The sequence below is a fragment of the Paenibacillus sp. FSL H7-0918 genome (genome assembly GCF_038007025.1).
GTDB lineage: Bacteria > Bacillota > Bacilli > Paenibacillales > Paenibacillaceae > Paenibacillus_AQ > Paenibacillus_AQ odorifer.
Genome location: NZ_JBBOWJ010000001.1, coordinates 375191 through 400311, shown reverse-complemented (window position 1 = coordinate 400311; position 25121 = coordinate 375191). Strand labels below are relative to the sequence as shown.

Genomic DNA, 25121 nt, shown 5'->3' with positions numbered 1-25121 from the left:
GATTCTTTATGAATTTGCTGCTGTTCTGATAAAAAAGTCTTTACATACCTTCCGCACTGTGGGTCATTTCTCAAAAGAAATGGGTAAACATTAGGAGTAACTTTTTAATGTCATCATGAGGAGGGCTGTCTAGTGAAGAATAAACCTTCTGAAATGCAGGTTAGTTTTACATGCCAATATTGCCAGCAGAAGATTGAAGTAGAATTTAAAGCAGAGCCAATATCTGTCGTCTGTTGCGATAATTGCAATAAGACCTTCACGGTAATGCGGCCCACTATAGCGGAGGAAATATTAATAGATTGGGAAAATGAAGCGTTATTTCAAAAAATCCGGGCTGAAAAGTCGCAAAACAGCAATAGCAGTCTCTTAGCGCTTGTAATTAGAGTTATTGAACTGCTTACATGGCGTGACAAAGGCAATGGACAGGTGGAAGCGATCAAGGAGATGCGTGGCTGGCTCATTGACAATGAGGAGGCGCCTCCTTTAGCTGAACTGATTCAGAGTGATGTTAATAAACGTTCGAGTAAGCGGCGCGACTGGGAAAAGTAACATTAACAATAAAGAGGTATTCCGTCATCGCCTCATGACATAGAATGATACGTATAATTTCGTGAGAAATTAGGCGGAAAAGTCCTCGGGGCTCCGAATTTCCTAGGGTTTATGGGTAGTCGGAGCTTTTTTCATACATACTGTCATTAGAATAGGAACAAAAGGAGGGTGCACATGGCTAAGGTTTTTTTCACATCAGATCATCATTTTGGGCATAAGTTGATCATTGATTTTGAATCCAGACCCTTCAACGATGTAGAGCAAATGAATGAAGTTATGATTGAAAGTTGGAATTCGGTAGTGAATCCGGACGACAAAGTATTTCATTTGGGAGACTTTTCTTTTCTGAATAAGGAGGCAACTCGTGCGATTGTGGCCAGACTGCATGGATACAAAATCCTGATCCTTGGCAATCATGATCGCGGCCGCAGCCGAAGTTGGTGGCTTGAGGCAGGTTTTGATGAGGTTAGTGAATATCCTTTGATTTATAAGGATTTCTTTTTCCTCTCACATGAGCCTATGTACATGAATAAACATATGCCTTACGTAAATGTGCACGGCCATATTCATGGGCAAAAATATGAGGGAAACAATCATTTTAACATTTGTGTAGAGCATTGGAACTATAAACCGTTGACTTTTGAGCAGATTAGGGACTCGGTCGTAGTTAAAGAAGGGGATTGATGTAGGTCTTTAGAGATGTGCTTTCGCTTTTATGTAAAACTTGAATTTCTTATTCTAAAGATAAATTGCTCACAGATTGCGTTAGGACACAACTTCTATAATGTACTTAACAGCTAATATATATATTTGGAAAATAAGGAAGCACCTTTTTTCTTGAAGCTATGACACCCCAAATTAGGGTGTAATTCAGGAGATGAGGTGTTTTTATTATGTATGGGAAAATGTTTAGCGCGTGTCTGTATGGGATTGAAGGGGTAATGATCGGTGTGGAAATCGATCTTGCAAATGGACTGCCGCAGACGAATATCATTGGCTTACCAGATTCAGCGATTCGCGAGGCTGTTGAACGAGTTAGGGCTGCCGTTAAAAATTGCGGTTACCGCTATCCACAGCAGCGTATTACGATCAATCTTGCTCCAGCTGACCTGCGTAAAGAAGGTTCCGCTTTTGATCTAGCGATTGCTTTAGGGATACTGATAACTAGTGGCCAGTTGATTATGCCTTCAGCTCAAGAGATGCTTTTGATTGGAGAGCTTGCGCTCGACGGCAGTCTGCGTCCGGTTTCGGGTGTGCTGCCGATGGTTGAAGCAGCGCGTAAAAGCGGGTTTAAAGCCGTTCTGCTCCCGCAAGGCAATGCGGCAGAAGCCGCTTTAATCAGTGGCATGAATGTTTATACCATCGACCATTTGCAAGCGTTAGCGAATGCTGCTGAATCTGTGGCTAGCTTTGGTCCGATTATAGATAAGCTAGTTCCTCTAGAAGAATCTGAAGGATCACCACTTCCTTTTCCTGTATCCGTGAGTATGGGGACGGGGGCAAAAGAACAACCTCCGGTGCTTGTTCTTTCTGTAGAGCATCTCAAATATAACCCTAAATATTCTGATTCTGAGGCTGCTTCTTCCGAAGCGAATGAAATAATGGATGATTACAGTGATGTGCTTGGACAGCAACATGTGAAAAGAGCACTAACTATCGCGGCTGCAGGGATGCATAATATTATGCTCATCGGCCCACCTGGCACAGGCAAAACGATGCTGATCAAACGCCTTCCCAGTATCCTTCCACAATTGTCGGACAGTGAGGCACTTGAGGTAACCAAAATTTTTAGTGCGGCTGGAAATTTGAAGGATGCACACAACGGTTTGCTGCGAAGTCGTCCATTTCGTTCTCCACACCACACGATATCTTCTGCCGGATTAATTGGAGGGGGCGGTATTCCCAAGCCAGGTGAGGTAAGTCTTGCGCATCGAGGTATTCTGTTTCTGGATGAATTGCCTGAATTCTCCCGGAATGTGCTTGAAGTGCTGCGACAGCCACTCGAAGATGGGGTGGTTACTATAAGTCGTGCCCGGGCTTCCTTTACTTTTCCTGCCAAATTCATGCTCGCTGCATCGATGAATCCGTGCAGCTGCGGCTTTTTTGGAAGCGGTATCTCCCAGCAAAATTGTACCTGTAGTCCATCAAGGATTGCCCAATATCGAGCCAAAATATCCGGTCCATTATTGGATCGGATCGACTTACAGGTTGATGTTCCCCGCCCGAAGGAATGGAATCGGCAGGGGCATGTTTTATCGTCAGCAGATATGCGTGCGGAGGTGTTGGCTGCTCAGGCCATCCAAGCTAAACGTTACAAACGACTGGCGATTTCATGGAACAGTGAACTTTCCGGTGCTTCCCTTCGGAAATATGCAAGCCTAAACCGAGAGAGTGCTCAAATGCTGTATGATATTTTGGAGAATTTAGGTCTAAGCATGCGAGCGCATGATCGGATTATTAAGCTATCCCGTACCATAGCTGATCTGGAGGGTGCACAGGATATTTCTTCTGCACATCTCGCGGAAGCTGTGCAATACCGTAATCTGGATCGACAGGTATTAGCGGAGGAATAAAGATAAAAGAGCAGCGATTCCCGTTAATGAGAATCGCTGCTCTTACTATGGACCGGTAGTGACGAGCACCGCCGAACCATTATTATGCTCTGATGCTTATGGAACGGACCTAGAGGACGTTGTTTGCAAGTTTTTAGCCCTTGGAGCGTAGATTCGGACTCTGGAGACGCTATTCCTTCGATTGAGTGGTTTTCATTCCTATAGCTGCTATGAGGTCCGATAGCATCCCAAATATGGGATTAAGTTGCGTTTAAGATCAACTGTGTCCGTTAGCGACTTCGAATGTGAAATGCCACGTATTCAAACGAAGGTTAGATCGTTTAGCAAATTTCACATACATTTTTCTCTATAATTTCTTACAGTACATTCAGTTCTACTTCGATATTGCCACGAGTGGCACGGGAGTAAGGACATGCGCCATGGGCAGCTTCTACCAAAGATGCTGCGGTTTCTCTGTCAACGCCTTTAACCAGCACGTCAAGCTTAACCGCAATGCCGAATCCGCCATCTTCAACTTTACCAAAGCTTACAGTAGCCGTAACTTCACTGCCTTCAATCTTCACTTTTCCAAGACGAGCAACCATGTTTAGAGCACTGTCAAAACAAGCGGAGTAGCCAGCTGCGAATAATTGTTCAGGATTAGTGCCTTCACCACCGGCACCCCCCATTTCACGTGGTGTACTGATCGTAAGGTTGAGTTTAGGGCTTTCTGATTCTATATAACCGTTTCTTCCCCCAACGGCTTTAACTGTGGTTTCATACATCTTTTGTTGAATTGTCATCATAATAAATCTCTCCTATTCATTAATTAGTTTGTGTACAATCTAATTTATCACAATTAATATAAAAGTCAAATTAATTTTTTGCTATTATTATGATATATGAGGGAATTATGATAAAATAAAGAGATAAGGCGGGTGAATAAATATGAAAATGAGTGAAGAAGATATGCAGAAAATGACTACAACCCCAGAGCTGCTGATCGAGAATCAGCTCTGTTTTACCATTTATGCTTGCTCGCGTGAGATTACAAAGCTGTACCAACCGTATTTGGATAAGATTGGTTTAACTTACTCCCAATACTTAGTAATGCTTGTGTTATGGGAACGGCAGCAATGTACAGTAAAAGAGATTGGTGAGGCGTTATTTTTGGATTCAGGCACGCTGACTCCGCTATTGAAACGCTTGCAAGCTGCAGGCCTAATTATACGTGAACGCTCGATGCAGGATGAGCGAAAGGTATTAATCTCACTAACGAAACAAGGCTGGGCACTTCAAAGTGATGCCGTGTGTATTCCCGGCAAAATGATGGAAGAAACGACACTGACAAATAATGAATCCATAGAGCTACTTGATCAGTTTAAAGACTTACTGAATCGTGTTCACGAAGCTAATATCCAAGATAGTAAAAAGTAAGCGTAGTAAGGAGTCAATGCGATCGTTCGCATTCCGGCATGAAATCAAGCGAAAAAATGTGTACAAATCATGAATATATTTAAGGTAAGCGTTTTAAAAACATGTTACACTATTCTGGGTTCCTTTGTATGGCATATAGGTAAATATAAGCTTAGTCTTATAGATTTACACAATGTCTCTTGCAGAAATAATGCCATTCTTTTTACGAGTGGTAGATCATTTTCTGCTGGTTCCGGAATAGTGCTGCATGTATAACATCAGCCTATCCCTAACCCCGCGGCAATCAAAACGGAAAGCGAGATGACAACAGGCTGCCTGTTTAGTCACCACGCTACTTTAGGAGGCTACCGCTATGAATATCCACGAGTATCAGGGAAAAGAAGTGCTTAAGAAGTACGGTGTAGCCGTACCGAATGGAAAAGTAGCTTATACAGTGGAGGAAGCGGTAGAAGCCGCAGAGTCACTGAGCACACCGGTTGTTGTAGTTAAAGCTCAGATTCACGCAGGTGGACGCGGTAAAGCTGGAGGAGTAAAGGTTGCTAAGAATATCGATGAGGTGCGTAGTTACGCAACTGAGATTCTGGGCAAGACTCTAGTAACTCACCAGACTGGACCGGAGGGTAAGGTAGTAAAAAGACTGCTCATTGAAGAGGGTTGTCAAATTGTTAAGGAGTATTACATTGGTATCGTAGTTGACAGAGGTACTGGCCGAGTGGTCATGATGGCTTCTGAAGAAGGCGGTACTGAGATTGAAGAAGTAGCTGCAACACATCCGGAGAAAATTTTTAAAGAGATCATTGATCCGGCAGTGGGTTTGCAGACTTTCCAGGCGCGTAAGCTGGCTTACAGTATCTCTATTCCTAATGAGCTGGTAGGCAAAACTGTGAAATTCATGCAAGCGCTATATTTAGCTTTCGTGGATAAAGATTGCTCTATTGCCGAAATTAACCCATTGGTAGTGACTGCGGATGGGAATGTGATGGCACTGGATGCCAAACTGAATTTTGATTCCAACGCCTTGTTCCGTCATAAGGATATTCTAGAGCTGCGGGATTTGGATGAAGAGGATTTAAAGGAAATCGAAGCCTCGAAGTATGACCTTAGTTACATTGCACTTGATGGCAATATTGGGTGCATGGTAAACGGTGCAGGTCTCGCGATGGCGACTATGGATATTATTAAGTATTATGGGGGCGAACCCGCCAACTTCCTGGATGTAGGGGGCGGTGCAACGACCGAGAAGGTAACAGAAGCCTTTAAAATCATTTTATCCGATGAAAAGGTGAACGGAATTTTTGTTAACATTTTCGGTGGTATTATGCGCTGTGATGTTATCGCTAACGGTGTTGTAGAAGCGGCTAGTCAACTGGGTTTGACCAAACCGCTGGTTGTGCGTCTTGAGGGAACAAATGTTGGATTGGGCAAGCAGATTTTGGCCGGATCGGGACTGAATATTGTTGCTGCTGATTCTATGGCGGACGGTGCCCGTAAGATTGTGTCTCTTGTGCAATAATGGCCTGATTTAGGAAGCCAGTTATCGTATTTGACAATATAAGTAGGGATGTGACTTAAGGCATGAGCATTCTTGTAGATAAAAATACGAAAGTTATCACGCAGGGAATTACAGGATCAACGGGTTTGTTCCATACTAAAGGTGCGCTGGATTATGGAACACAGATGGTTGGAGGGGTAACACCGGGTAAAGGTGGAACATCTGTCAACATCACGCTTGAAAATGGCAGTGAGGTTAGCCTTCCGGTATTCGATACTGTTGTAGCTGCTAAGGCGGCTACAGGCGCAACCGCTAGTGTAATCTATGTACCGCCAGCATTTGCAGCAGACTCCATAATGGAAGCCGTGGACGCAGAACTCGACCTGGTGATTTGTATTACCGAAGGGATTCCAGTACTTGATATGGTAAAAGTGTCCCGTTATATGGAGGGGCGCTCTACTGTATTGATCGGACCCAACTGTCCGGGAGTTATCACTCCTGGTGAGTGCAAAATAGGAATTATGCCGGGTTATATTCATATGCCAGGGTACGTAGGTGTTGTCTCGCGCAGCGGAACTCTAACCTATGAGGCTGTTCATCAGCTGACCACGCGTGGAATCGGGCAATCTTCAGCTGTAGGTATTGGCGGAGACCCTGTTAAAGGCTCAGAGTTTATTGATATTCTGAAGCTTTTTAATGAGGATCCGGGTACAAAGGCAGTCATCATGATTGGTGAAATTGGCGGAACCGCAGAGGAAGAAGCAGCAGAGTGGATTCGTGAGCATATGACTAAGCCGGTAGTAGGGTTTATTGGCGGCGCTACTGCACCTCCTGGCAAACGTATGGGGCATGCGGGTGCTATTATTTCCGGAGGCAAAGGCACAGCGAGTGAGAAAATTGCCGTACTTGAATCGTGCGGAATCAAGGTTGCTCCTACACCTGCCGAAATGGGCTCAACGCTAGTAAGTGTGCTTGAAGAACGCGGTATTCTTAGCGCTTTTACAACGCATTAATTATTTTATTTACTTGAAGGAATTCACTCTACGCGAGTGGGCTTCTTTCGTGTATAATTATTTCAGAGGTAAGCAACCTTTTGTTCCTATCCAAGGGATAAAAGGTTGCTTTTTTTGTTTTTTAACATAGAAAAATATTGAATTACAAGAAAATATTGCATTCCTCTAATTCATGTTACAAAATAGGGAAGGCTAACCCTTCCATTAAAGGAGAGTAAGCTTATATGGAAGAAAAAGATCTGCTGTTTGGTTTTAATGAAGTGGAGGGGATTGGCTGGAAGAGTATCGACAAGATTCGCAGAGCCGGCTTAATGTCAGAACGAGCATTTTCCTGTAGTGCAAAAGATTGGGAAACGATCGGATTGAACGGAAAGCTGTCGAATTATCTTGCTTCCATATATACATTAGAATGGATCACCAAAAGGCGCTTATTAATGGAAGAATGTGCAGTGAAGATGGTCACTGTGTTTGATGCGGCTTATCCTGTTTTGTTGAAGGAGACGGCACAGCCACCGTGGATCCTTTATTATCGAGGGCGTTTGGAACTGTTATCAACTCCTAGTGTGGCGATGGTTGGCACTCGTGTGCCAACAGCTTATGGACGAAAGGTAGGGGAGATTCTCGCGGAGGAGCTTAGTGCAGCAGGTCTAACGGTGGTTAGCGGACTTGCGAGGGGGATCGATAGCATTTGTCATGAAGCGGCGCTAAGAAGCGGTGGAGGGACCATAGCGGTAGTGGCAACAGGGTTGGACAAAGTCTATCCAACTGAGAATATTGAACTGGAGCGGCGTATCTCTCAGGATGGGCTTGTCATTACAGAGTATCCTCTTGGAACTAAAAGTCATCCTGGATTATTTCCACAGCGTAATCGGATCATAGCAGGTTTATCACGGGGGACAGTGGTAGTGGAGGCTGACAGTCGCAGTGGATCACTTATTACAGCCGATGCTGCCTTGGAAGCTGGAAGGGATGTCTTCGCAGTTCCCGGACCTATTACATCACCTAAGAGCAGAGGGGCGTTAGAGCTTATCAAACAGGGGGCAAAGCTGGTAACCAGTGGATTAGATATTATAGAAGAATACACTTCTTATTTGCCGACAAACGTAATAAAAACAGGGAATAATAGCACTACCGAACAGACAGCAGACGACTTTATGATTGAAAAGAAATTGACAAATGAGGAGTCTCACCTATACCATATACTGCATCAAGGCCCTTTTATATTGGACGATCTGCTTGTAAGAACAGGATGGGATTTTGGACATTTGCATTCAGTTCTGTTATCTTTAATCATAAAAAAAGCGGTAACACAATTACCAGGAGCTATTTACAAGGTAATTTAATATAGAGGTGCGAGTGTTAACGAGGAGGAAGAGTCTATGGCAGATGCATTAGTTATTGTCGAGTCGCCTGCAAAAGCGAAGACAATTGGCAAATATCTAGGTAGTAAATATATTGTAAAGGCATCAATGGGACATATTAGAGATCTACCGAAGAGTCAAATTGGTGTTGAGGTGGAGAATGATTTCAGTCCCAAATATATTACTATCCGCGGTAAGGGATCTATATTGAAGGAATTGAAAGACGCTAGTAAAAAAGTTAAAAAAGTTTATCTCGCAGCTGACCCCGACCGCGAAGGGGAAGCAATTGCTTGGCATTTGGCGCATGCGCTGGATTTAGATAATACACAAGAATGCAGAGTTGTTTTTAATGAGATCACCAAACAAGCGGTAAAAGATGCTTTTAAGACACCGCGTAAGATTAATATGGATCTCGTGAATGCACAGCAGGCTAGACGTATTCTGGATCGACTGGTAGGGTACAAGATTAGCCCTCTATTATGGAAGAAAGTCAAAAAAGGTTTATCTGCTGGACGTGTACAATCCGTTGCCGTGAAGATCATTATGGATCGTGAGAATGAAATCTCCGCTTTTGTACCCACCGAATATTGGAGCATAACAGCGAAGCTTGGAATCCGGGATTCCGTCTTTGAAGCTAAGTTTCATAAGCTGAATGGTGTGAAAAAAGAACTGAACCAGGAAAGTGATGTTCAGGAGGTTCTTGAAGCCATTAAGAACGCATCTTTTAAGGTGAGTGATGTGAAGGAGAAGGAAAGACAACGTCATCCTTCAGCTCCTTTTACCACCAGTTCACTTCAACAGGAAGCAGCTCGTAAGCTTGGATTCCGTGCCGCTAAGACAATGTCCGTTGCACAGCAGCTATACGAAGGTGTGGAACTCGGTAAAGAAGGTACCGTAGGTTTGATCACTTATATGCGTACTGACTCCACGCGTCTCTCTGTCACCGCTCAGGATGAAGCTAAAGAGCTTATAACAGCTAAGTATGGTGAGAAGTTCTTGCCAGAATCCCCACGGCAGTATTCTAAAAAGGCAGCTGGAGCACAGGAAGCGCATGAAGCGATTCGTCCTACCTCGGCATTACGCGAACCTGAAATGGTCAAAGAGTTCTTGAGCCGTGATCAATTCCGTCTCTACAAGCTAGTGTGGGAGCGGTTCGTATCAAGTCAGATGTCTTCTGCCCTGCTGGATACGCTTTCGGTCGATATTGCTGCAAGTACTGCTACATTCAGAGCTGTTGGTTCGAAGGTTTCATTCCCCGGGTTCATGAAGGTTTACGTAGAAGGCAACGATGACGGAACTACAGATGAAGACAAGTATTTGCCGCCGCTTCAAGCGGGAGATGCTTTAAATAAGCAGGAGATCGAGCCTAAGCAGCACTTTACACAACCGCCTCCACGATATACGGAAGCAAGACTTGTAAAGACGCTTGAGGAGCTGGGTATAGGCCGTCCAAGTACATATGCCCCAACGCTGGAAACCATCCAGAAGCGTGGTTATGTGGCTATTGAAGAGAAAAAATTCATGCCAACCGAACTTGGCGAGCTTGTTATAGAGCAGATGGAGCAATTTTTCCCGGAAATCCTAAACGTTGAATTCACCGCGAACATGGAAGGGGATCTTGACCATGTGGAAGAGGGCTCAGAAGACTGGGTAAAGGTTCTTGCAGAGTTTTACGAATCGTTTGAGAAGCGTTTGGTATTCGCGGAAGAAGAGATGAAAGAAATTGAGATTGAAGATGAAGTCTCTGATGAGATCTGTGAGAAATGCGGCAAACCTCTCGTGTATAAGCTGGGTCGCTTTGGGAAATTCCTAGCATGCTCTGGCTTTCCGGATTGCCGAAACACGAAACCGATTATCAAGGATATTGGCGTAACTTGCCCTAAATGTCATGAAGGTAAGGTTGTGGAGCGACGCAGCAAAAAAGGGCGAGTTTTCTATGGCTGCGATCAGTACCCTGGTTGTGATTTTGTTTCATGGGATAGACCTTCTATAAAACCATGTCCATCATGTGGATCTTGGATGATTGAGAAACGTAATAAGCAAGGAACCAAGCTACAATGTACATCTTGTGATCATACAGAGGCGGTTCTAGACAACGAAGAAGAATTAGCAGATTAATAGTCTCTATGGGAGGAAAAAAGACAGTGTCAGATACAGCAAAAGTAACAGTAATTGGAGCGGGTCTCGCAGGAAGCGAAGCCGCTTGGCAAATAGCATCACTAGGAGTACCGGTAAGATTATATGAGATGAGACCCGTAGTAAAGACACCAGCCCATCACACGAATCAATTTGCTGAACTGGTATGCAGCAACTCCTTGCGTGCGAATGGATTAGGAAATGCTGTAGGTGTATTGAAGGAAGAAATGCGACGTTTGAACTCTCTTGTATTAGGTGCTGCTGACCGACACGCGGTACCCGCAGGAGGAGCACTTGCCGTAGATCGGGACGGGTTCTCAGGTGAGATCACCCATACTTTGCATAATCATCCGCTCGTGGAAGTCATAAATGAAGAACTTACGCATATACCGGAGGAAGGGATTGTTGTTATTGCAACGGGCCCACTAACTTCACCGGCATTATCTGCTGAAATAAAAGGGCTGCTGGGTGAAGAGTATTTCTACTTCTATGATGCAGCAGCACCGATTGTTGAGAAAGACACCATTGATATGAACAAGGTGTATTTGGCTTCCCGTTATGATAAAGGTGAAGCGGCTTATCTGAACTGTCCGATGACAGAAGAGGAGTTCGACGTGTTTTATGATGCGTTGATTTCTGCTGAGACAGCAGCACTCAAGGATTTTGAGAAAGAAATATACTTTGAGGGCTGTATGCCTATCGAAATCATGATGAAACGCGGCAAGCAAACAGCGTTATTTGGCCCAATGAAGCCAGTAGGACTTATCAATCCGCATACAGGTAAACTTCCTTACGCGGTTGTGCAACTCCGTCAGGATAACGCTGCCGGCACACTTTACAATCTTGTTGGTTTTCAGACCCATTTGAAATGGGGCGAGCAAAAGCGTGTATTCTCGCTGATCCCAGGTCTTGAGAATGCTGAATATGTTCGTTATGGTGTGATGCACAGAAATACATTTATTAATTCTCCTAAGCTTCTGCACCCTACCTATCAGATGAAAGGCAAGGAAAGACTCTTTTTTGCTGGACAGATGACAGGTGTAGAAGGTTATGTGGAATCAGCTGCTTCCGGGCTCATAGCTGGTATTAATGCTGCACGGGCAGCACTCGGTCAGGAAGGACTGATCTTCCCGCAGGATACTGTTCTAGGCAGCATGCCAGCTTATATTACTTCTGCCGATCCAGAGCATTTTCAGCCTATGAATGCCAATTTCGGTCTGTTGCCGAAGGTAGAGAAGAAGATCCGCAATAAGAAGGAAAAGAATGAAATGTTAGCTCATCGCGCTCTGGACAGTCTTGCCGAGTATGCCAACCGTACAGGACTCGCTTATTCGGAGCCGGAGGTTGTCGATAGCGAACAAAGCCCATCTTAAGGAGGTAACTTACAATCATGGTACCCAGCTTTCATGCGACTACAATTTGTGCTGTAAGACATAACGGACAGGCAGCTATAGCAGGTGATGGACAGGTTACATTCGGAGAGAGTGTTATTATGAAGACGACGGCCAGAAAAGTCCGTCGCCTGTACAGAGGACAAGTAATAGCAGGCTTTGCGGGATCCGTTGCGGATGCTATTACCCTATTCGAAAAATTCGAGGGCAAGCTGGAGGAGCATCATGGGAACCTGCAGCGGGCTGCAGTTGAATTAGCGAAGGATTGGCGTCAAGATCGTATTCTTCGGAAGCTTGAAGCTTTGATGATTGTTATGGATAAGGAAGGAATGCTCCTGATCTCCGGAAATGGTGAAATTATCGAACCGGATGATGACGTTCTTGCGATTGGTTCCGGTGGTAATTTTGCGCTGGCTTCAGGTCGAGCACTCAAACGTCATGCACCCAATCTTTCCGCTGCGGATATTGCTAGAGAATCGCTTCAGGTAGCTTCTGAAATTTGTGTGTACACTAATTCCAACATTATTGTTGAACAATTATAGACTCAGTGCCATAGAGACAAGGAGGAATTCACGATGGTGAATCAATCGCTTACACCCCGTCAAATTGTAGCCGAATTGGATAAATATATCGTAGGTCAGAAGCAAGCCAAGAAATCGGTAGCCGTTGCGCTTCGTAACCGGTATCGGCGCAGTCTGCTAGCAGAGGAACTGCGTGATGAAGTCGTTCCTAAGAACATCTTGATGATCGGACCTACAGGTGTGGGAAAGACAGAAATCGCCCGGCGTCTAGCAAAGCTTGTTAATGCACCGTTCATCAAAGTGGAGGCCACTAAATTTACTGAAGTCGGTTATGTAGGTCGAGATGTGGAATCTATGGTTCGTGATCTGGTAGAGACTTCTATTCGTATGGTGAAGCTTGAGCGTACGGAGAAGGTTAAGGATCGTGCGGAAGAACTGGCTAATGAGCGGATTGTTTCTATATTGGTCCCTTCGTCTTCCAAAAATAAATCACAAAAGAATCCTTTCGAGATGATTTTTGGAGGGAATTCTGCCCAAGAGGACTCTAAAGAAGACGCTGAGCAGGATGGAAGCCTAAGTGAACGCCGCCGTGGGGTTAGATTTAAGCTGTTAGCTGGTCAGCTGGAAGATGACATCATTGAAATTGATGTTGAGGATACAGCGCCAACTATGATGGATATGTTTGCAGGTCAAGGAAATGACCAGATGGGTATGAATATGCAAGAGATGTTCGGCAGTTTGCTGCCTAAGCGGACGAAGAAACGTAAGCTTCCTATTCGCGAAGCGCGCAAGGTACTCATTCAGGATGAGGCGGCCAAGCTGATAGATATGGATGATGTGATCCAGGAATCCGTGACTCGGGCTGAACAATCAGGCATTATTTTTATTGATGAAATCGATAAAGTAGCGAGTCAGGGAAAAGGGTCTGGACCGGATGTGTCGCGTGAAGGCGTGCAACGGGATATTTTGCCGATTGTAGAGGGCTCGACCATTATGACGAAATACGGTCCTGTGAAGACAGACTATGTACTCTTTATGGCTGCCGGAGCTTTCCATATTGCTAAGCCTTCAGATTTGATTCCAGAACTTCAAGGTCGTTTTCCGATTCGCGTAGAGCTGAGTAGTCTAACGTTAGAGGATTTCGTTTCTATTTTGACGGAACCAGAGAATGCTTTAACTAAACAATATGTGAATCTGCTTAAAACAGAAAATTTAGAAGTGGAATTCCAGAAGGATGCTATACATGAGATCGCCAAAATAGCGGCTTCAGTGAATCAAAATATGGAGAATATAGGTGCACGGCGTCTTCATACTATTTTGGAGAAGCTGTTAGAGGATCTTTCTTTTGAAGCACCTGAGCTGACTTTAGAAAAAATGGTTATTACCCCGGAGTATGTGCGCGAGAAATTGGCAAGTATAGCTCAGGATCGTGATTTAAGTCAGTATATTCTTTAAAGCGACAAAAAAACAAAAAATCTATGTATTTTGAATTTGGGCATAACGGATTAGATAAATTACAAATTGGTGTCGTGAAAACGTAAAATTATGTCAAAACATGCAATTAAAAAGAAAAAAATGAGTTGAAAATGTAAATAAATAGTAATAAAGTGCTAAAAGCCCTGTCTTTTCTAAAAAGATAGGGCTTATTTCTTATTGTAATAATATACAAATTAAATGAAAATCAATGTATGTGAAAATGCTAAGTGTTATTCATTGCGACAGCGTTCGACGGAATACCGTAAATTTAGAGTATTTTTTTCTTTATTTGTCGAAAGCAAGCAGGTTTTTTGATGGAAGTTGTGGAATTCTTTTCATTATGATAGCTTTGAAAGGAGGAATTGTCTTGGGATTGCTGAATAGTGTCAGTTTTCAACGATTGCAGGGAGGCATTGATGCTGCCTATAAACGACAAAATGCTCTAGCAAATAATGTGGCTAATCAAGATACGCCCAATTTCAAACGTTCTGATGTTTCATTCGAAAGTATCCTGCAACAACAGGAAAGTGGAATCCAATCTACACTTAGAGCGAAAGTTTCGGATACCCGGCATTATCAATTTGGCAGCAACACAATTGTTCCCGCTGCTGTTGAAAATACTGATGAAACTACCTCTATGAACAATAACGACAACAATGTGGATGTAGATCGCGAAATGGCGTTAAGCGCAGAGAATCAGCTTAGGTATAGTTCTTATGTTGAACAGATTAACAGTCAGATTTCGATGATGCGAGCCGTAATTCAAGGAGGATAAGAGAGTATGAACTTTGGTAGTAGTTTTGGGATCAGCGCATCTGCATTAACGGCTCAACGGTTGCGGATGGATGTAATTTCTTCCAACGTAGCCAATGCTGAAACTACAAGAGCATCCGTGGTGGATGGCAAGGCTGTTCCTTACCGACGTAAGTTGGTTGTTTTGGAAACGAACGAAAGTAATAAATTCTCGAATATACTAAATTCGAAAATGAATAATAGCAATGAAGGGGTTAAGGTGCAGTCGATCATAGAAGACTCTTCACCATTGAAGCCGGTGTACAATCCAAGCCATCCCGATGCGGATGCTGAAGGATATGTCTATATGCCAAACGTAGACATTACCAAAGAAATGGTTGATATGTTATCTGCATCTCGCTCTTATGATGCCAATGTTACGATGCTTAATGCATCCAAAGCTATGGTAAGCAAGGCACTCGAAATTGGTAGATAAATGAATGTTAATTAACTTAAGGGGGGGAAACAGTTGATACAGAATATATCTAATGGGGTTCAGGCTGTACAGCAGCTTGCAATGAAACCGACATCTTCCGAAGTTTCATCCACTCCTGCTAATTCGATGGAGAGCTTTGGCTCTTATCTTGAGGATGCGCTCAATAAAGTGGCTGATCAGGAACAACAAGCTAAGGATATGAGTAATAAATTTGTATTGGGAGAAGTGAACATTGACGAAGTGATGATTTCTTCCCAACAGGCTCTACTGAGTTTACAGTTGACTACACAAGTCCGGAACAAAGTGATTGAAGCCTATCAAGAAATTATGAGAACTCAAATATAATAAATCCTAGCTTAGTTTCGGATGGGGTGACACTGTGAATGAAAGATTTGCCCAATATCGGGAGAAGGTTCTCTTGTATTGGAACAGATTTAGTGGTAAACAGAAGATTTTATTCTTTTCAACATTGTTTATCATTCTAATAATAATCGTAGTTATGACCATGCAGCTTTCAAAAACAGAATATGAAGTAGCATTTCAAGATTTGGACAGTACGGATTCGGCTGGAGTAATGAAAGCCTTAGATTCAGCAGGTGTTTCATACCGATTAAGTCAAGATGGAAAGAGTATTTCTGTACCAAGTACAGAAGCAGCTCGGGTCAAGGTGGATATCGGTTCTCAGGGGATTGTTCAAGGTGGCTCTATCGGATATAAAGTCTTTGACGAAAATTCGTCAATGATAGGTACAACAGATAGCGAGTTTAACGTGAAGTACAATAATGCATTAAACGGTGAAGTTGAACAGTTAATGAGACGTATGCAAGGGATTAAAGATGCAAAAGTGCTGATTAATTTGCCTAAAGAGACAGTTTTTGCCTCACAGGCTGATCAGGAGCAGGCGTCTGCATCCGTTGTGCTTTCATTTGATCCAGGATTTAGACCTACCCAAGACAATATTGACGGGTATTTCAATCTTGTGAAAACTGCTGTGCCTAATTTACCAATTGACAACATTACTATTGCAAATAATGAAATTGAATTAATGCCAACAGCTAAAGGTGGACAGGCTGGTGTCACAAACCAAGTTGAAGAAAACTTCGCTCTTCAGAAGAAATTCGAAGAAGAAGTAAAGAAAAATGTGAAACAATTCCTTAGCACTCTTACCGGTCCTGATAAAGTGGATGTTCTTGTGTTCTCAAAGTTGAACTTTGACAAGGAAAACCGGAAGGAAGATCTTGTTACCCCTGTGGATACAGAGAACATGAAGGGGATTGAGATCAGTTCACAAATAATTAGTAATTCGTATTCGGGTCAAGGTAACACGACTGGCGGAGTGGCTGGCACTGGTTCTCAAGATGTTACGGGCTATCCTTCTAATGCGGGTGCGGATACTTCTACCTCGGAGGAATCTTCGGAAACGAGGAACTTCGAAGTTAACCGAATTACTAAAGATGTTATTGCTAGTCCGTATACTGTTAAAGACTTAACCATAAATGTTGCAGTTGAACCACCTTCAGGAGAAAAAAGTTTAGATGATGCAACATCAGCTGCAATTCAAAATATTTTGGTGAATATTGTTCGCGCTTCTCTTGCAGATTCAGGTACTACATATACAGACGCTGATTTGACCAAAAAGGTTTCGGTCTACTCGCAACAATTTGGTGGCACCGATGCCAATACCGTTAAAGGTGGTCTCGCTTCTTGGATGATATGGGCTATCGGAGCAGCAGCATTGCTGGTTGGAGCAGGTGGAGGATATCTAATCTACCGGAGTCGTAAACAGACTGTGGAAGAGGAAGATGAAGACATTCCATTGCAGGTTCCTACTGAATTTCCTTCTATTAACTTGGAGAGCGTGACGAATGAAAGTCAAGTTCGTAAGCAATTGGAAAGTTTGGCCAAGAAGAAGCCAGACGAATTCGTAAATCTGCTGCGTACATGGCTTGCAGACGAACAGAGGTGAACTAATGGCAAAGGCTAGCCAGCAGGGACTTAGTGGCCGTCAAAAAGCTGCGATCCTGCTTATCACACTAGGGCCCGAGGTATCGGCGCAAATTTTCAAACATTTAAGAGACGAGGAGATTGAACAGCTGACTCTTGAAATTGCTAATGTTCGCAAAGTGGACAGCGGTGAAAAAGAGTCGATCATGTCTGAATTCCATCAGATATGCCTCGCCCAGGAATATATATCACAAGGCGGTATTAACTACGCTAAAGAAATTCTGGAGAAAGCGCTTGGGTCAACAAAAGCAATGGAGGTCATTAATCGTCTGACTGCAACATTGCAAGTAAGACCTTTCGATTTTGCACGAAAAGCGGATCCTAATCAGATTCTCAACTTTATCCAGAATGAAAATGTACAGACTATTGCACTTGTATTGTCTTATCTGCAATTTGAACAAGCTGCTGCAATCCTTTCCTCGCTTCCTCAAGAGAAGCAGGCAGAGGTGGCTAGAAGAATTGCTGTGATGGACAGTACCTCTCCAGAAGTAATTACGCAAATTGAACGTGTGCTGGAGCAGAAGCTTTCCGCTACAGTAACCCAGGATTATACAAATGCCGGTGGTATCGAATCAATTGTACAAATCTTGAATGGGGTTGACCGGGGGACAGAACGTACGATTCTGGATTCTCTCGAAATTCAAGATCCAGAGCTTGCCGAAGAGATCAAAAAACGGATGTTCGTATTCGAAGATATTGTTAATGTGGACAATCGTTCAATACAGCGCATTGTTCGTGATATCGATAATGCGGATTTACAGCTTGCACTCAAAGTTGCCAGCGAAGAAGTACGGGATGTTATTTTCAGAAATATGTCCAAGCGTATGGCAGAAACGTTCCGAGAAGAAATGGAATACATGGGTCCTGTGCGGCTGCGTGATGTTGAAGAAGCACAGACTCGTATTGTAGGCACGATCCGCAGACTCGAAGAGTCTGGTGAAATTATCATCGCTCGTGGCGGAGGAGATGACATCATTGTCTAAGCTGATCAAACACTCCCAGTATGTTCCGGTTGATGTCTTTAAGAGACTGGAACAGGCCCGGCAATATGCGGGCCTAACTGAGGAGCCCGTTCCCGAGGAGACTTTAAGCGAGACTGACTATCATGATCCCGCACGTGAAGAGGCAGAAGAGACGCGTAAGCAAATGCTTAAGGACGCTCAGGATTTTGCTGAAGAGCAGGTTCGGAATGCATCTCTTGAAGCGGAACAGATTGTAGAGTCCTCGAAAGCGGAGGCTGAAGAGTGGTGGAAACAACGGCGTGAGCAGGATGAACATCTGATCGAAGCTATCAAAGCTGAAGCTCATCAGCAAGGTTATGAGGAAGGTGTTTCTCAGGCTGAGGAAGAGATGAAGCATAAGATCGCAGAGATGATGGAAGAAGCGCGTGCTGTTTTGACTGAGGCGTATAAAGCAAGAGAAGTGATTATTCAGGAAGCGGAGCCTTTTTTAGTAGAGTTAAGCTGTGATATTGCAGAGAAAATTGTGGACAAGCAGTTAACGGTAGAACCACAATTCGCAATGGACTTAATTCGCAAAAATCTGGCTCGTAAGCGAGAACAAGGTTTGATCTCACTTTGTGTATCCCCAGCGCAGTTCGCTTTTGTGAATGCTGCTCGGGAAGAATTATCACTAGCTGTTGATTCACAGGCTGAACTGCAAATCTTGCCCGACTCAACGGTAAAAGACCAAGGATGTGTTATCCGCTCTTCCTTTGGCAGCATTGATGCTCGAATCGACACTCAGCTCGCAGAGATCAAGAAAGAGCTGGTAAGAATTGCGCTGGACACCGATGAGCAGAGAAATGGGGAAGACGATGCTTAATAGCAACCGTTATAAGGAGCAACTTCGTAATCTCGATCCGGTGAGGATCAATGGGAAAGTGACGCAGGTAATCGGTCTAATGGTTGAATCGGAAGGTCCTGACGCAAGTATAGGTGATGTATGCTACATCTACCCTTCTAAAGGAAACAAACCGCTGCAAGCTGAGGTCGTTGGTTTCCGTGATAACAAGGTACTATTGATGCCACTTGGTGAACTGCAGGCGATTGGACCTGGTTGTGATGTAGTGGGCACTGGTAAGCCGCTTAGCGTGCAAGTAGGTTCTGAATTGTTAGGAAAAGTACTGGATGGTCTGGGGCAGCCGCTTGATGGCTCTCTCATTCCAGCACGAATGCCACATAGCTCTACCTTTAATATTCCTTCCAATCCACTTAATAGACCGCGGGTGCAGGAACCCATCAGTATTGGTGTGAGAGCGATTGACGGTTTGCTAACGATTGGCAAGGGACAGCGGGTCGGTATTTTTGCTGGCTCGGGGGTCGGCAAGAGTACTTTGATGGGGATGATTGCCCGGAATACATCGGCCGACGTAAATGTTATTGCTCTGATTGGTGAGCGTGGCAGAGAAGTATTGGATTTCATCGAACGTGATTTAGGACCAGAGGGCTTGCAGCGATCCGTAGTAATTGTTGCTACCTCTGACCAACCTGCATTGATTCGCATAAAAGGTGCGCTTATCGCTACAACGATTGCCGAGTATTTCCGCGATCGTGGACTTAATGTAATGCTGATGATGGATTCGGTCACCCGTTATGCCATGGCCCAACGTGAAGTTGGACTTGCAGTTGGAGAGCCGCCAGCCATGCGGGGATATACACCTTCGGTGTTTGCCAGCTTACCCAAACTGCTGGAACGCGCCGGTACAGGTCCTACAGGCTCTATAACAGCCTTCTATACGGTACTGGTTGATGGTGATGACATGAACGAGCCGATCGCAGATGCAGTAAGAGGAATACTTGACGGACATATTGTACTCAATCGAAATATTGCTAACAAAGGACACTTTCCAGCAATAGATGTTCTTTCCAGCATAAGTCGAGTAATGAAGGATATTGCTCCAGAAGAACAGATTGCAGCAGCGGAGAATGTGAAGCGCCTTATGGCCGTTTATAAGGATTCAGAGGATTTGATTAATATTGGAGCTTATCAAAGAGGCTCTAATGCTCAAATTGACGAGTCGATGGAATTTATCGACAGTATATGGGATTTCACCAAACAAAAGGTGAATGAAAAAGTTACGCTGGCTGAAGTTCAACAGTCTTTAATTTCACAGTTCTCAAGGAGTTGATTCGGTATTATGAGGTTTCATTATACTTTTCAAAAAGTCGTTGACTTGAAGGGCAATGAGAAGACACAGGCAGAATGGATGCTCTCAAGCGCGCTTGGAGAATTGCAGGCACAGGAAAGAAGCCTGGATGAACTCATCTTTCAGCGGAGTGCTATCATGCTATCCTTACAAAATGCCGCAGAGCAAAAGACACCTATGATTAAGATTCGTGAAATGCAGGAGTATGTGGAATATCTGGATAAATGCATTGCCCGTAAGCATACGGACATTAGCCGTGCACATCAAGAAGTCCAGAAGAAACAAGATCAGTTAAGCACTAAGGTTTTAGATGAAAAAGTATGGTTGAAGGCAAAAGACAAGGCTGAGACACTGTTTCAGCAAAGTATGATTTTACGGGAACAAAACGAACTGGATGAGATGGCAACCGTCCGCTTCGCGATGAAATCCCTCTAACCCGGGAGGTTTCCGCTAGTGGCTAATATTGATAATGATATGGAACTTGAAAATGAAGGGTCAGCGGGGAAATTTGAGCGGTTCTTATTCTTAATGATACCGATTATCTTCACGCTAGTACTGCTTGGAGTACTGTTGACGCTTTTTAATATGGACATTCGTAATAATGTGCTTGAAGTTGCGAATAAAATTCCTATCCTGGAAAAATGGGTTCCTGATCCGCCTGCAGATCCTTCTAAACCGAAGGAAGAAAGCAAAAAGCAGGAAGTGAGCTCAGCGACAACGATTAAGGAGCTTAAAGCTCAGCTCGCCCAGCAGGAAGAAAACCTGAAGAAGGTTACAGATGAAAAAACAGCCCAGGATACCAAGGTTCAGGCGCTAGAGTCACAGATTGAAGGTATGAAGAAGGAAGCTGAAACCGCAGAGGCAAGCACAGAAGAAACTGAAGATCCTTATCAGAAACAGGTTTCTGATTTGGCTAAGCTGTATGCGGGCATGAAAGCTTCGAAGGCTGCACCGATCATGGAGAATTTAACTACAGAAGAAATGGTACAGATCTTCAGTGTCATGAATAAAGCGAGTAAAACTGCAATTTTGGAAAAAATGGATCCGCAAAAGGCTGCAGATGTAACGATTAAGTTAAAAGAAACCACATCTTCGAGTGACATGGCGATCGCAGCCCTTCAATCTAGATTGAAGAAAGATGCCGGCACAACAGCAACAGCAACAACCAGTAAAAATTTGGATAAGGAAAAGTTGAATCAGACCTTCAGCTCAATGACTCCTGCTAATGCGGCATCGTTACTAGGAGAAATGTACAAGATTAGCCCTGATAAGGTCGTGACGATTATGAATACCGTTAGTGATAGTGTTCGTTCATCTATTTTGGGAGAAATGACTAAAAATGATAGCGCGCAAACTGCGAAAATTGTTAATCGTCTGATGGGTGCTAAATAGATAGGGAAAGGAGGTGAAAAATAAATGAGTTTAGTCGTTCAATCGCTTGTCAGTGCAAACACAACTGCAGTAAACGGGAGTTCATCGACTACAACTGGCACAACAACGACGGCTGCACCATTTGCTCAAACCCTGGTACAAACCATGGGAGGCAATACCAACACCTCGTCGACTCCAGCTGAACCCCTATTGGGAAATCTAGCTTCTTTGCTGCAAGGCCTGTTAAAGGAAGTGCAGCCGACTGGAGAAGAGCAAGCAGGGCAAGACACTCAGAAGGGTGAGCTCCTTGAAAAACTTGCTGCTGATGTTGAGAAGCTGGATGAAAGTATCAGTAGTGATCCAGCTCTGTTGGTAGCCTTGCAAGCTTGGATTCTTCAGGTATCTGCACTTCTATCTGGAAGCCATGCTCCAGAGAATGTTACTACTACAACGGAAGCAGAAGTGGCTGGAAGCTTGTCACCATTGGCACAGAATGCTGATACATTAAGATTTGCAGTTCAAGATGACTTGCAAAGTTTAGTTTCTATGATTCAAGAAGCTGCAGTAAGTGGCAATGAGGAAGTTGCAACTAAGGGAATCAGTTTATTGAATAATTTCACAGCGCTTTTAGAAGAGTCCTCCTCTAACACTAATAAGGGGAAGGGAAAGACCAGCAATGTGAGTATTAATTCTGATTCTTCCTTACAACAGCCCGTTATTACTGAAAGCAAAAATAACCCAACGGATAAAACAATTCAGAATGTGAGCAGTCGTTCCGGAGAAGCTGTTGTAGTGAAAAATGATACGGTTGTAAGCTCGCCTGTGACATCAGGAACTGTGCAAGAAGCTGAAGCAGAGACTGCGAACACACCGTTAATCAAGACAGGCGTAACCGGGGAAACGAAGACAACAGAATCTGCTCAAGATTCCCCGCTAGGAATTACAGCTAACGAAGGGGATCATGAGGTTGTTACTGCGGGGCAGTTATCTCTGCGCGGAGGAATTACAGCACCGCTGAAGGCTGAAGTGCCAGCAGCGCCTGTTCCGGTTCAGCAATTTGCTCAAGAAATGACAGGTTTCATTACAGGCAAATTAGAGATTGTGCAAAAAGGTGGGATCGCTGAAGCGACTATATCCCTTTTTCCAGAAAATCTCGGACAAGTTGATGTTAAGATCACCATGCAAAATGGTCATTTAGTTGCCCAGTTCATGACTGAACATACCGGCGCTAAAGATATGCTGGAACAACAAATGAACCAGCTTCGCGCTGCATTGCAATCTCAAGGTCTTCAAGTGGAGAAGCTGGAAGTTACGCAAAATAATACCCCACTCAATTCGCAATGGGGGCAGGAAGGACGCCAACCTAATTCCGGAAGTGGACAGCAGGGTAGACGTTCCAAAGAAAGCAGAGAGGAAGCCAGTGATGCTGTTCTAGCCGCAGAGCTGAATGGTGAATGGAAGGACTGGGTTTCAAATGCGGGACAAGAAGATCAGTCCCAAGGTGGATCTTTTTCTGCTAAGGCTTAACTTTAATAACAAAGGAAAGAGAGGTGAGTGGTTATGGCGACAACAGTTCCGGTCTCTACTAAAGATCAGTGGAATTATACAACTCCCGACTCTAGTGCACGGACAACGGGTAATTCTACTTTAGGTAAGGATCAGTTTTTGAAGATTTTGATTACTCAGCTGCAAAATCAAGATCCGATGCAACCGATGGAAGATAAAGAATTTATTGCGCAAATGGCCCAGTTTACATCCGTGGAGCAATTGATGAATATCTCTACTCAGCTTAATGCTATGAATCAGTCCCTTGGATCTGTATCCGGGTTGATTGGTAAAGATATTACTTGGACAGACACCGCCACAAAGCTGCCTAAGACAGGTAATGTTGAATCTATCGTTGTTAGCAATGGTATTCAATATGCGGTTGTGGGAAAAGACAGAATTGCTTTAACCGATATTACACAAATTCAGAATGCCGCAGCAACACCAGAAAGCGGTTCTGGTACAGATAGTAATACTCCGGAGAATAGCGGAGGAAGCGGGGCGAGCATATGAGTGACAGGCTAACTATAGGCCAACTGTATCCTGCGTCCCTGCATTCTACAACGTTACAACGATCTTCGCTGCCTAAGCAGTCTGTGGCGGGGGAAGCTTCTTTTGAGAGTTTACTGCAACAGAAACTATTAAAATTCAGCAATCATGCTGCTAAGCGCCTAGAACAAAGAGGGATAGAGCTTGGAAGCGGTCAGTTGGATCAAATTTCATCTGCTGTGGACAAAGCTGCTGCTAAGGGAAGTAAAGAATCCTTGATATTAATGAAGGATTTGGCGTTTATCGTTAGCGTTCCTAATCGCACAGTAGTTACTGCTATGGATGGTAACTCGATCAAAGATAATGTATTTACACAAATCGATAGTGCAATAGTGATTTCATAATAGGCTGGTCCTAACGGAAAGCCGAGGCGGCCGCTGACCGACTGACGCGGTCCCAATTCACTTGGAAAGTTATTAGGACTCTATAATCTGGGAGGACATTAAACATGTTAAGATCAATGTATTCAGGGGTTTCAGGAATGAGAGGCTTTCAAACTAAGCTTGATGTAATCGGTAATAATATTGCTAACGTAAACACTATCGGGTTTAAATCCGGACGTGTTATGTTCAAGGATATTATGAGCCAAACCGTTTCTGGTGTTACTGCACCGGGTGAGGATGGTCAAGGTGGGGTAAATGCGAAACAAGTTGGACTAGGTGTTAGTATTGCTTCTATAGATACCCTACATTTGGCTGGCAGTGCTCAAACCACCAACAACCCAACAGATTTACGTATCGATGGAGATGGTTTTTTCCTGGTTAAGCTTACTGAGGATCAAGATACTGCATTTTTGACCCGCGCCGGAGATTTCCACATTGACGCTGCGCGTAATCTGGTTACCGCTGACGGACTTCATGTTTTAGATTCCGACGGTGGGATCATTCAATTAGGTGACGATGTAACGGCGTTTTCTATCTCTAATGATGGAACAATTGTTCAGACCATGGAAGATGGAACGACTGGAGCTGGGGTGAAGATTGGTGTAGCCAAGGTTACTAACCCATCTGGTCTGGAGAAAATCGGAGGCAATCTGTATCGTATGACACTTAATGCGAATGCAGAAGGCGAACTAGTTCCGACTACAGCGAACAATACAGAAGATGGCACCGGGGCAATCATCTCTGGACAGCTGGAAATGTCCAATGTGGATCTTACCAATGAATTTACAGAAATGATCGTATCACAGCGTGGATTCCAGGCGAATTCCCGTATCATCACAACTTCTGATGAAGTGCTGCAGGAAGTAGTAAACCTGAAGCGTTAATTTAATCAATAAATTCTATATTTTCTTAAATGGTTCATGCGGAGTCGTGGGGGAGTTACTCCTCCCCCTATTTTGTTAGGA

The 25121-nt window shown here is 43.9% G+C and carries 25 protein-coding genes; 24 read left to right on the top strand and 1 reads right to left on the bottom strand.

The window, feature by feature from the left end:
• Window positions 1-132 precede the first annotated feature (132 nt).
• The 3 genes from MHI15_RS01905 to MHI15_RS01895 all read left to right on the top strand — a co-directional run bounded on the left by MHI15_RS01905 (window position 133) and on the right by MHI15_RS01895 (window position 3122).
• The gene (locus MHI15_RS01905; RefSeq protein WP_081383206.1) at window positions 133-549 is read left to right on the top strand and encodes a hypothetical protein; all 417 of its coding nucleotides are present in this window, start codon (window positions 133-135) and stop codon (window positions 547-549) included.
• Between the two features lie 174 nt (window positions 550-723).
• Entirely contained in the window at window positions 724-1233 is a 510-nt protein-coding gene (locus tag MHI15_RS01900) for a metallophosphoesterase (RefSeq protein WP_036688580.1), read from the top strand.
• 209 nt (window positions 1234-1442) lie between these two features.
• Window positions 1443-3122 (top strand): YifB family Mg chelatase-like AAA ATPase, encoded by a 1680-nt coding sequence (locus MHI15_RS01895; RefSeq protein ID WP_076281601.1) that lies wholly within the window; start codon window positions 1443-1445, stop codon window positions 3120-3122.
• A gap of 356 nt (window positions 3123-3478) precedes the next feature.
• Here the strand turns inward: MHI15_RS01895 and MHI15_RS01890 are convergent, their stop codons facing one another.
• On the bottom strand, window positions 3479-3907 hold the full coding sequence (locus MHI15_RS01890) for an organic hydroperoxide resistance protein (RefSeq protein ID WP_036688575.1): 429 nt from the start codon (window positions 3905-3907) through the stop codon (window positions 3479-3481).
• A gap of 148 nt (window positions 3908-4055) precedes the next feature.
• On the opposite strand from MHI15_RS01890, the gene MHI15_RS01885 reads away from it, so the two are divergent.
• The 21 genes from MHI15_RS01885 to flgG all read left to right on the top strand — a co-directional run bounded on the left by MHI15_RS01885 (window position 4056) and on the right by flgG (window position 25040).
• On the top strand, window positions 4056-4538 hold the full coding sequence (locus tag MHI15_RS01885) for a MarR family winged helix-turn-helix transcriptional regulator (protein WP_232061396.1): 483 nt from the start codon (window positions 4056-4058) through the stop codon (window positions 4536-4538).
• Between the two features lie 352 nt (window positions 4539-4890).
• Window positions 4891-6051: an ADP-forming succinate--CoA ligase subunit beta gene (sucC, locus tag MHI15_RS01880; RefSeq protein ID WP_038571984.1), complete on the top strand. Its 1161-nt coding sequence runs from the start codon at window positions 4891-4893 to the stop codon at window positions 6049-6051.
• Between the two features lie 62 nt (window positions 6052-6113).
• Window positions 6114-7043, top strand: coding sequence for a succinate--CoA ligase subunit alpha (sucD, locus tag MHI15_RS01875; RefSeq protein ID WP_036688571.1), 930 nt, complete (start codon window positions 6114-6116; stop codon window positions 7041-7043).
• A gap of 224 nt (window positions 7044-7267) precedes the next feature.
• Entirely contained in the window at window positions 7268-8386 is a 1119-nt protein-coding gene (gene dprA / locus MHI15_RS01870) for a DNA-processing protein DprA (RefSeq protein WP_340033269.1), read from the top strand.
• A 36-nt stretch (window positions 8387-8422) separates the two neighbouring features.
• A complete protein-coding gene (gene topA, locus MHI15_RS01865; RefSeq protein ID WP_076281603.1) occupies window positions 8423-10522 on the top strand; it encodes a type I DNA topoisomerase in 2100 nt (699 codons plus the stop codon).
• An 8-nt stretch (window positions 10523-10530) separates the two neighbouring features.
• Window positions 10531-11913, top strand: coding sequence for an FADH(2)-oxidizing methylenetetrahydrofolate--tRNA-(uracil(54)-C(5))-methyltransferase TrmFO (trmFO, locus tag MHI15_RS01860; protein WP_076100371.1), 1383 nt, complete (start codon window positions 10531-10533; stop codon window positions 11911-11913).
• A gap of 17 nt (window positions 11914-11930) precedes the next feature.
• A complete protein-coding gene (gene hslV / locus MHI15_RS01855; protein WP_036688562.1) occupies window positions 11931-12473 on the top strand; it encodes an ATP-dependent protease subunit HslV in 543 nt (180 codons plus the stop codon).
• A gap of 33 nt (window positions 12474-12506) precedes the next feature.
• The gene (gene hslU / locus MHI15_RS01850; protein ID WP_036688559.1) at window positions 12507-13907 is read left to right on the top strand and encodes an ATP-dependent protease ATPase subunit HslU; all 1401 of its coding nucleotides are present in this window, start codon (window positions 12507-12509) and stop codon (window positions 13905-13907) included.
• Between the two features lie 388 nt (window positions 13908-14295).
• Entirely contained in the window at window positions 14296-14703 is a 408-nt protein-coding gene (gene flgB / locus MHI15_RS01845) for a flagellar basal body rod protein FlgB (RefSeq protein ID WP_036688558.1), read from the top strand.
• Between the two features lie 6 nt (window positions 14704-14709).
• Window positions 14710-15156 (top strand): flagellar basal body rod protein FlgC, encoded by a 447-nt coding sequence (gene flgC, locus MHI15_RS01840; protein WP_076127801.1) that lies wholly within the window; start codon window positions 14710-14712, stop codon window positions 15154-15156.
• Window positions 15157-15189: 33 nt separating this feature from the next.
• Window positions 15190-15501 (top strand): flagellar hook-basal body complex protein FliE, encoded by a 312-nt coding sequence (gene fliE, locus MHI15_RS01835; RefSeq protein WP_036688553.1) that lies wholly within the window; start codon window positions 15190-15192, stop codon window positions 15499-15501.
• Window positions 15502-15535: 34 nt separating this feature from the next.
• Window positions 15536-17122: a flagellar basal-body MS-ring/collar protein FliF gene (gene fliF, locus MHI15_RS01830; protein ID WP_076127802.1), complete on the top strand. Its 1587-nt coding sequence runs from the start codon at window positions 15536-15538 to the stop codon at window positions 17120-17122.
• Between the two features lie 4 nt (window positions 17123-17126).
• Window positions 17127-18143: a flagellar motor switch protein FliG gene (fliG, locus tag MHI15_RS01825; RefSeq protein WP_036688550.1), complete on the top strand. Its 1017-nt coding sequence runs from the start codon at window positions 17127-17129 to the stop codon at window positions 18141-18143.
• Entirely contained in the window at window positions 18136-18984 is an 849-nt protein-coding gene (locus tag MHI15_RS01820; RefSeq protein ID WP_036688548.1) for a FliH/SctL family protein, read from the top strand. Before fliG ends, MHI15_RS01820 begins: the two co-directional genes overlap by 8 nt.
• Window positions 18977-20290, top strand: a complete 1314-nt coding sequence (fliI, locus tag MHI15_RS01815) for a flagellar protein export ATPase FliI (protein ID WP_036688546.1) — start codon at window positions 18977-18979, stop codon at window positions 20288-20290. Before MHI15_RS01820 ends, fliI begins: the two co-directional genes overlap by 8 nt.
• A 9-nt stretch (window positions 20291-20299) precedes the next feature.
• A complete protein-coding gene (gene fliJ / locus MHI15_RS01810; protein ID WP_036688544.1) occupies window positions 20300-20743 on the top strand; it encodes a flagellar export protein FliJ in 444 nt (147 codons plus the stop codon).
• 39 nt (window positions 20744-20782) lie between these two features.
• On the top strand, window positions 20783-21700 hold the full coding sequence (locus MHI15_RS01805; protein ID WP_076127908.1) for a MotE family protein: 918 nt from the start codon (window positions 20783-20785) through the stop codon (window positions 21698-21700).
• A gap of 24 nt (window positions 21701-21724) precedes the next feature.
• Window positions 21725-23206 (top strand): flagellar hook-length control protein FliK, encoded by a 1482-nt coding sequence (locus MHI15_RS01800; RefSeq protein ID WP_340033268.1) that lies wholly within the window; start codon window positions 21725-21727, stop codon window positions 23204-23206.
• Window positions 23207-23239: 33 nt separating this feature from the next.
• Entirely contained in the window at window positions 23240-23737 is a 498-nt protein-coding gene (locus MHI15_RS01795) for a flagellar hook capping FlgD N-terminal domain-containing protein (RefSeq protein ID WP_036688543.1), read from the top strand.
• A complete protein-coding gene (locus tag MHI15_RS01790; RefSeq protein ID WP_036688541.1) occupies window positions 23734-24117 on the top strand; it encodes a TIGR02530 family flagellar biosynthesis protein in 384 nt (127 codons plus the stop codon). Before MHI15_RS01795 ends, MHI15_RS01790 begins: the two co-directional genes overlap by 4 nt.
• Before the next feature lie 104 nt (window positions 24118-24221).
• Complete coding sequence (flgG, locus tag MHI15_RS01785; protein ID WP_036688538.1) at window positions 24222-25040, top strand: flagellar basal body rod protein FlgG; 819 nt, start codon at window positions 24222-24224, stop codon at window positions 25038-25040.
• Window positions 25041-25121: the final 81 nt, after the last annotated feature.

Coding starts and splice junctions, on each gene's coding strand:
- MHI15_RS01900 (WP_036688580.1), top strand. CDS start 724: ATGGCTAAGGTTTTTTTCACATCAGATCATCATTTTGGGCATAAGTTG.
- MHI15_RS01895 (WP_076281601.1), top strand. CDS start 1,443: ATGTATGGGAAAATGTTTAGCGCGTGTCTGTATGGGATTGAAGGGGTA.
- MHI15_RS01890 (WP_036688575.1), bottom strand. CDS start 3,907: ATGATGACAATTCAACAAAAGATGTATGAAACCACAGTTAAAGCCGTT.
- MHI15_RS01885 (WP_232061396.1), top strand. CDS start 4,056: ATGAGTGAAGAAGATATGCAGAAAATGACTACAACCCCAGAGCTGCTG.
- sucC (WP_038571984.1), top strand. CDS start 4,891: ATGAATATCCACGAGTATCAGGGAAAAGAAGTGCTTAAGAAGTACGGT.
- sucD (WP_036688571.1), top strand. CDS start 6,114: ATGAGCATTCTTGTAGATAAAAATACGAAAGTTATCACGCAGGGAATT.
- dprA (WP_340033269.1), top strand. CDS start 7,268: ATGGAAGAAAAAGATCTGCTGTTTGGTTTTAATGAAGTGGAGGGGATT.
- topA (WP_076281603.1), top strand. CDS start 8,423: ATGGCAGATGCATTAGTTATTGTCGAGTCGCCTGCAAAAGCGAAGACA.
- trmFO (WP_076100371.1), top strand. CDS start 10,531: ATGGGAGGAAAAAAGACAGTGTCAGATACAGCAAAAGTAACAGTAATT.
- hslV (WP_036688562.1), top strand. CDS start 11,931: ATGGTACCCAGCTTTCATGCGACTACAATTTGTGCTGTAAGACATAAC.
- hslU (WP_036688559.1), top strand. CDS start 12,507: ATGGTGAATCAATCGCTTACACCCCGTCAAATTGTAGCCGAATTGGAT.
- flgC (WP_076127801.1), top strand. CDS start 14,710: ATGAACTTTGGTAGTAGTTTTGGGATCAGCGCATCTGCATTAACGGCT.
- fliG (WP_036688550.1), top strand. CDS start 17,127: ATGGCAAAGGCTAGCCAGCAGGGACTTAGTGGCCGTCAAAAAGCTGCG.
- fliI (WP_036688546.1), top strand. CDS start 18,977: ATGCTTAATAGCAACCGTTATAAGGAGCAACTTCGTAATCTCGATCCG.
- fliJ (WP_036688544.1), top strand. CDS start 20,300: ATGAGGTTTCATTATACTTTTCAAAAAGTCGTTGACTTGAAGGGCAAT.
- MHI15_RS01805 (WP_076127908.1), top strand. CDS start 20,783: ATGGAACTTGAAAATGAAGGGTCAGCGGGGAAATTTGAGCGGTTCTTA.
- MHI15_RS01800 (WP_340033268.1), top strand. CDS start 21,725: ATGAGTTTAGTCGTTCAATCGCTTGTCAGTGCAAACACAACTGCAGTA.
- MHI15_RS01795 (WP_036688543.1), top strand. CDS start 23,240: ATGGCGACAACAGTTCCGGTCTCTACTAAAGATCAGTGGAATTATACA.
- MHI15_RS01790 (WP_036688541.1), top strand. CDS start 23,734: ATGAGTGACAGGCTAACTATAGGCCAACTGTATCCTGCGTCCCTGCAT.
- flgG (WP_036688538.1), top strand. CDS start 24,222: ATGTTAAGATCAATGTATTCAGGGGTTTCAGGAATGAGAGGCTTTCAA.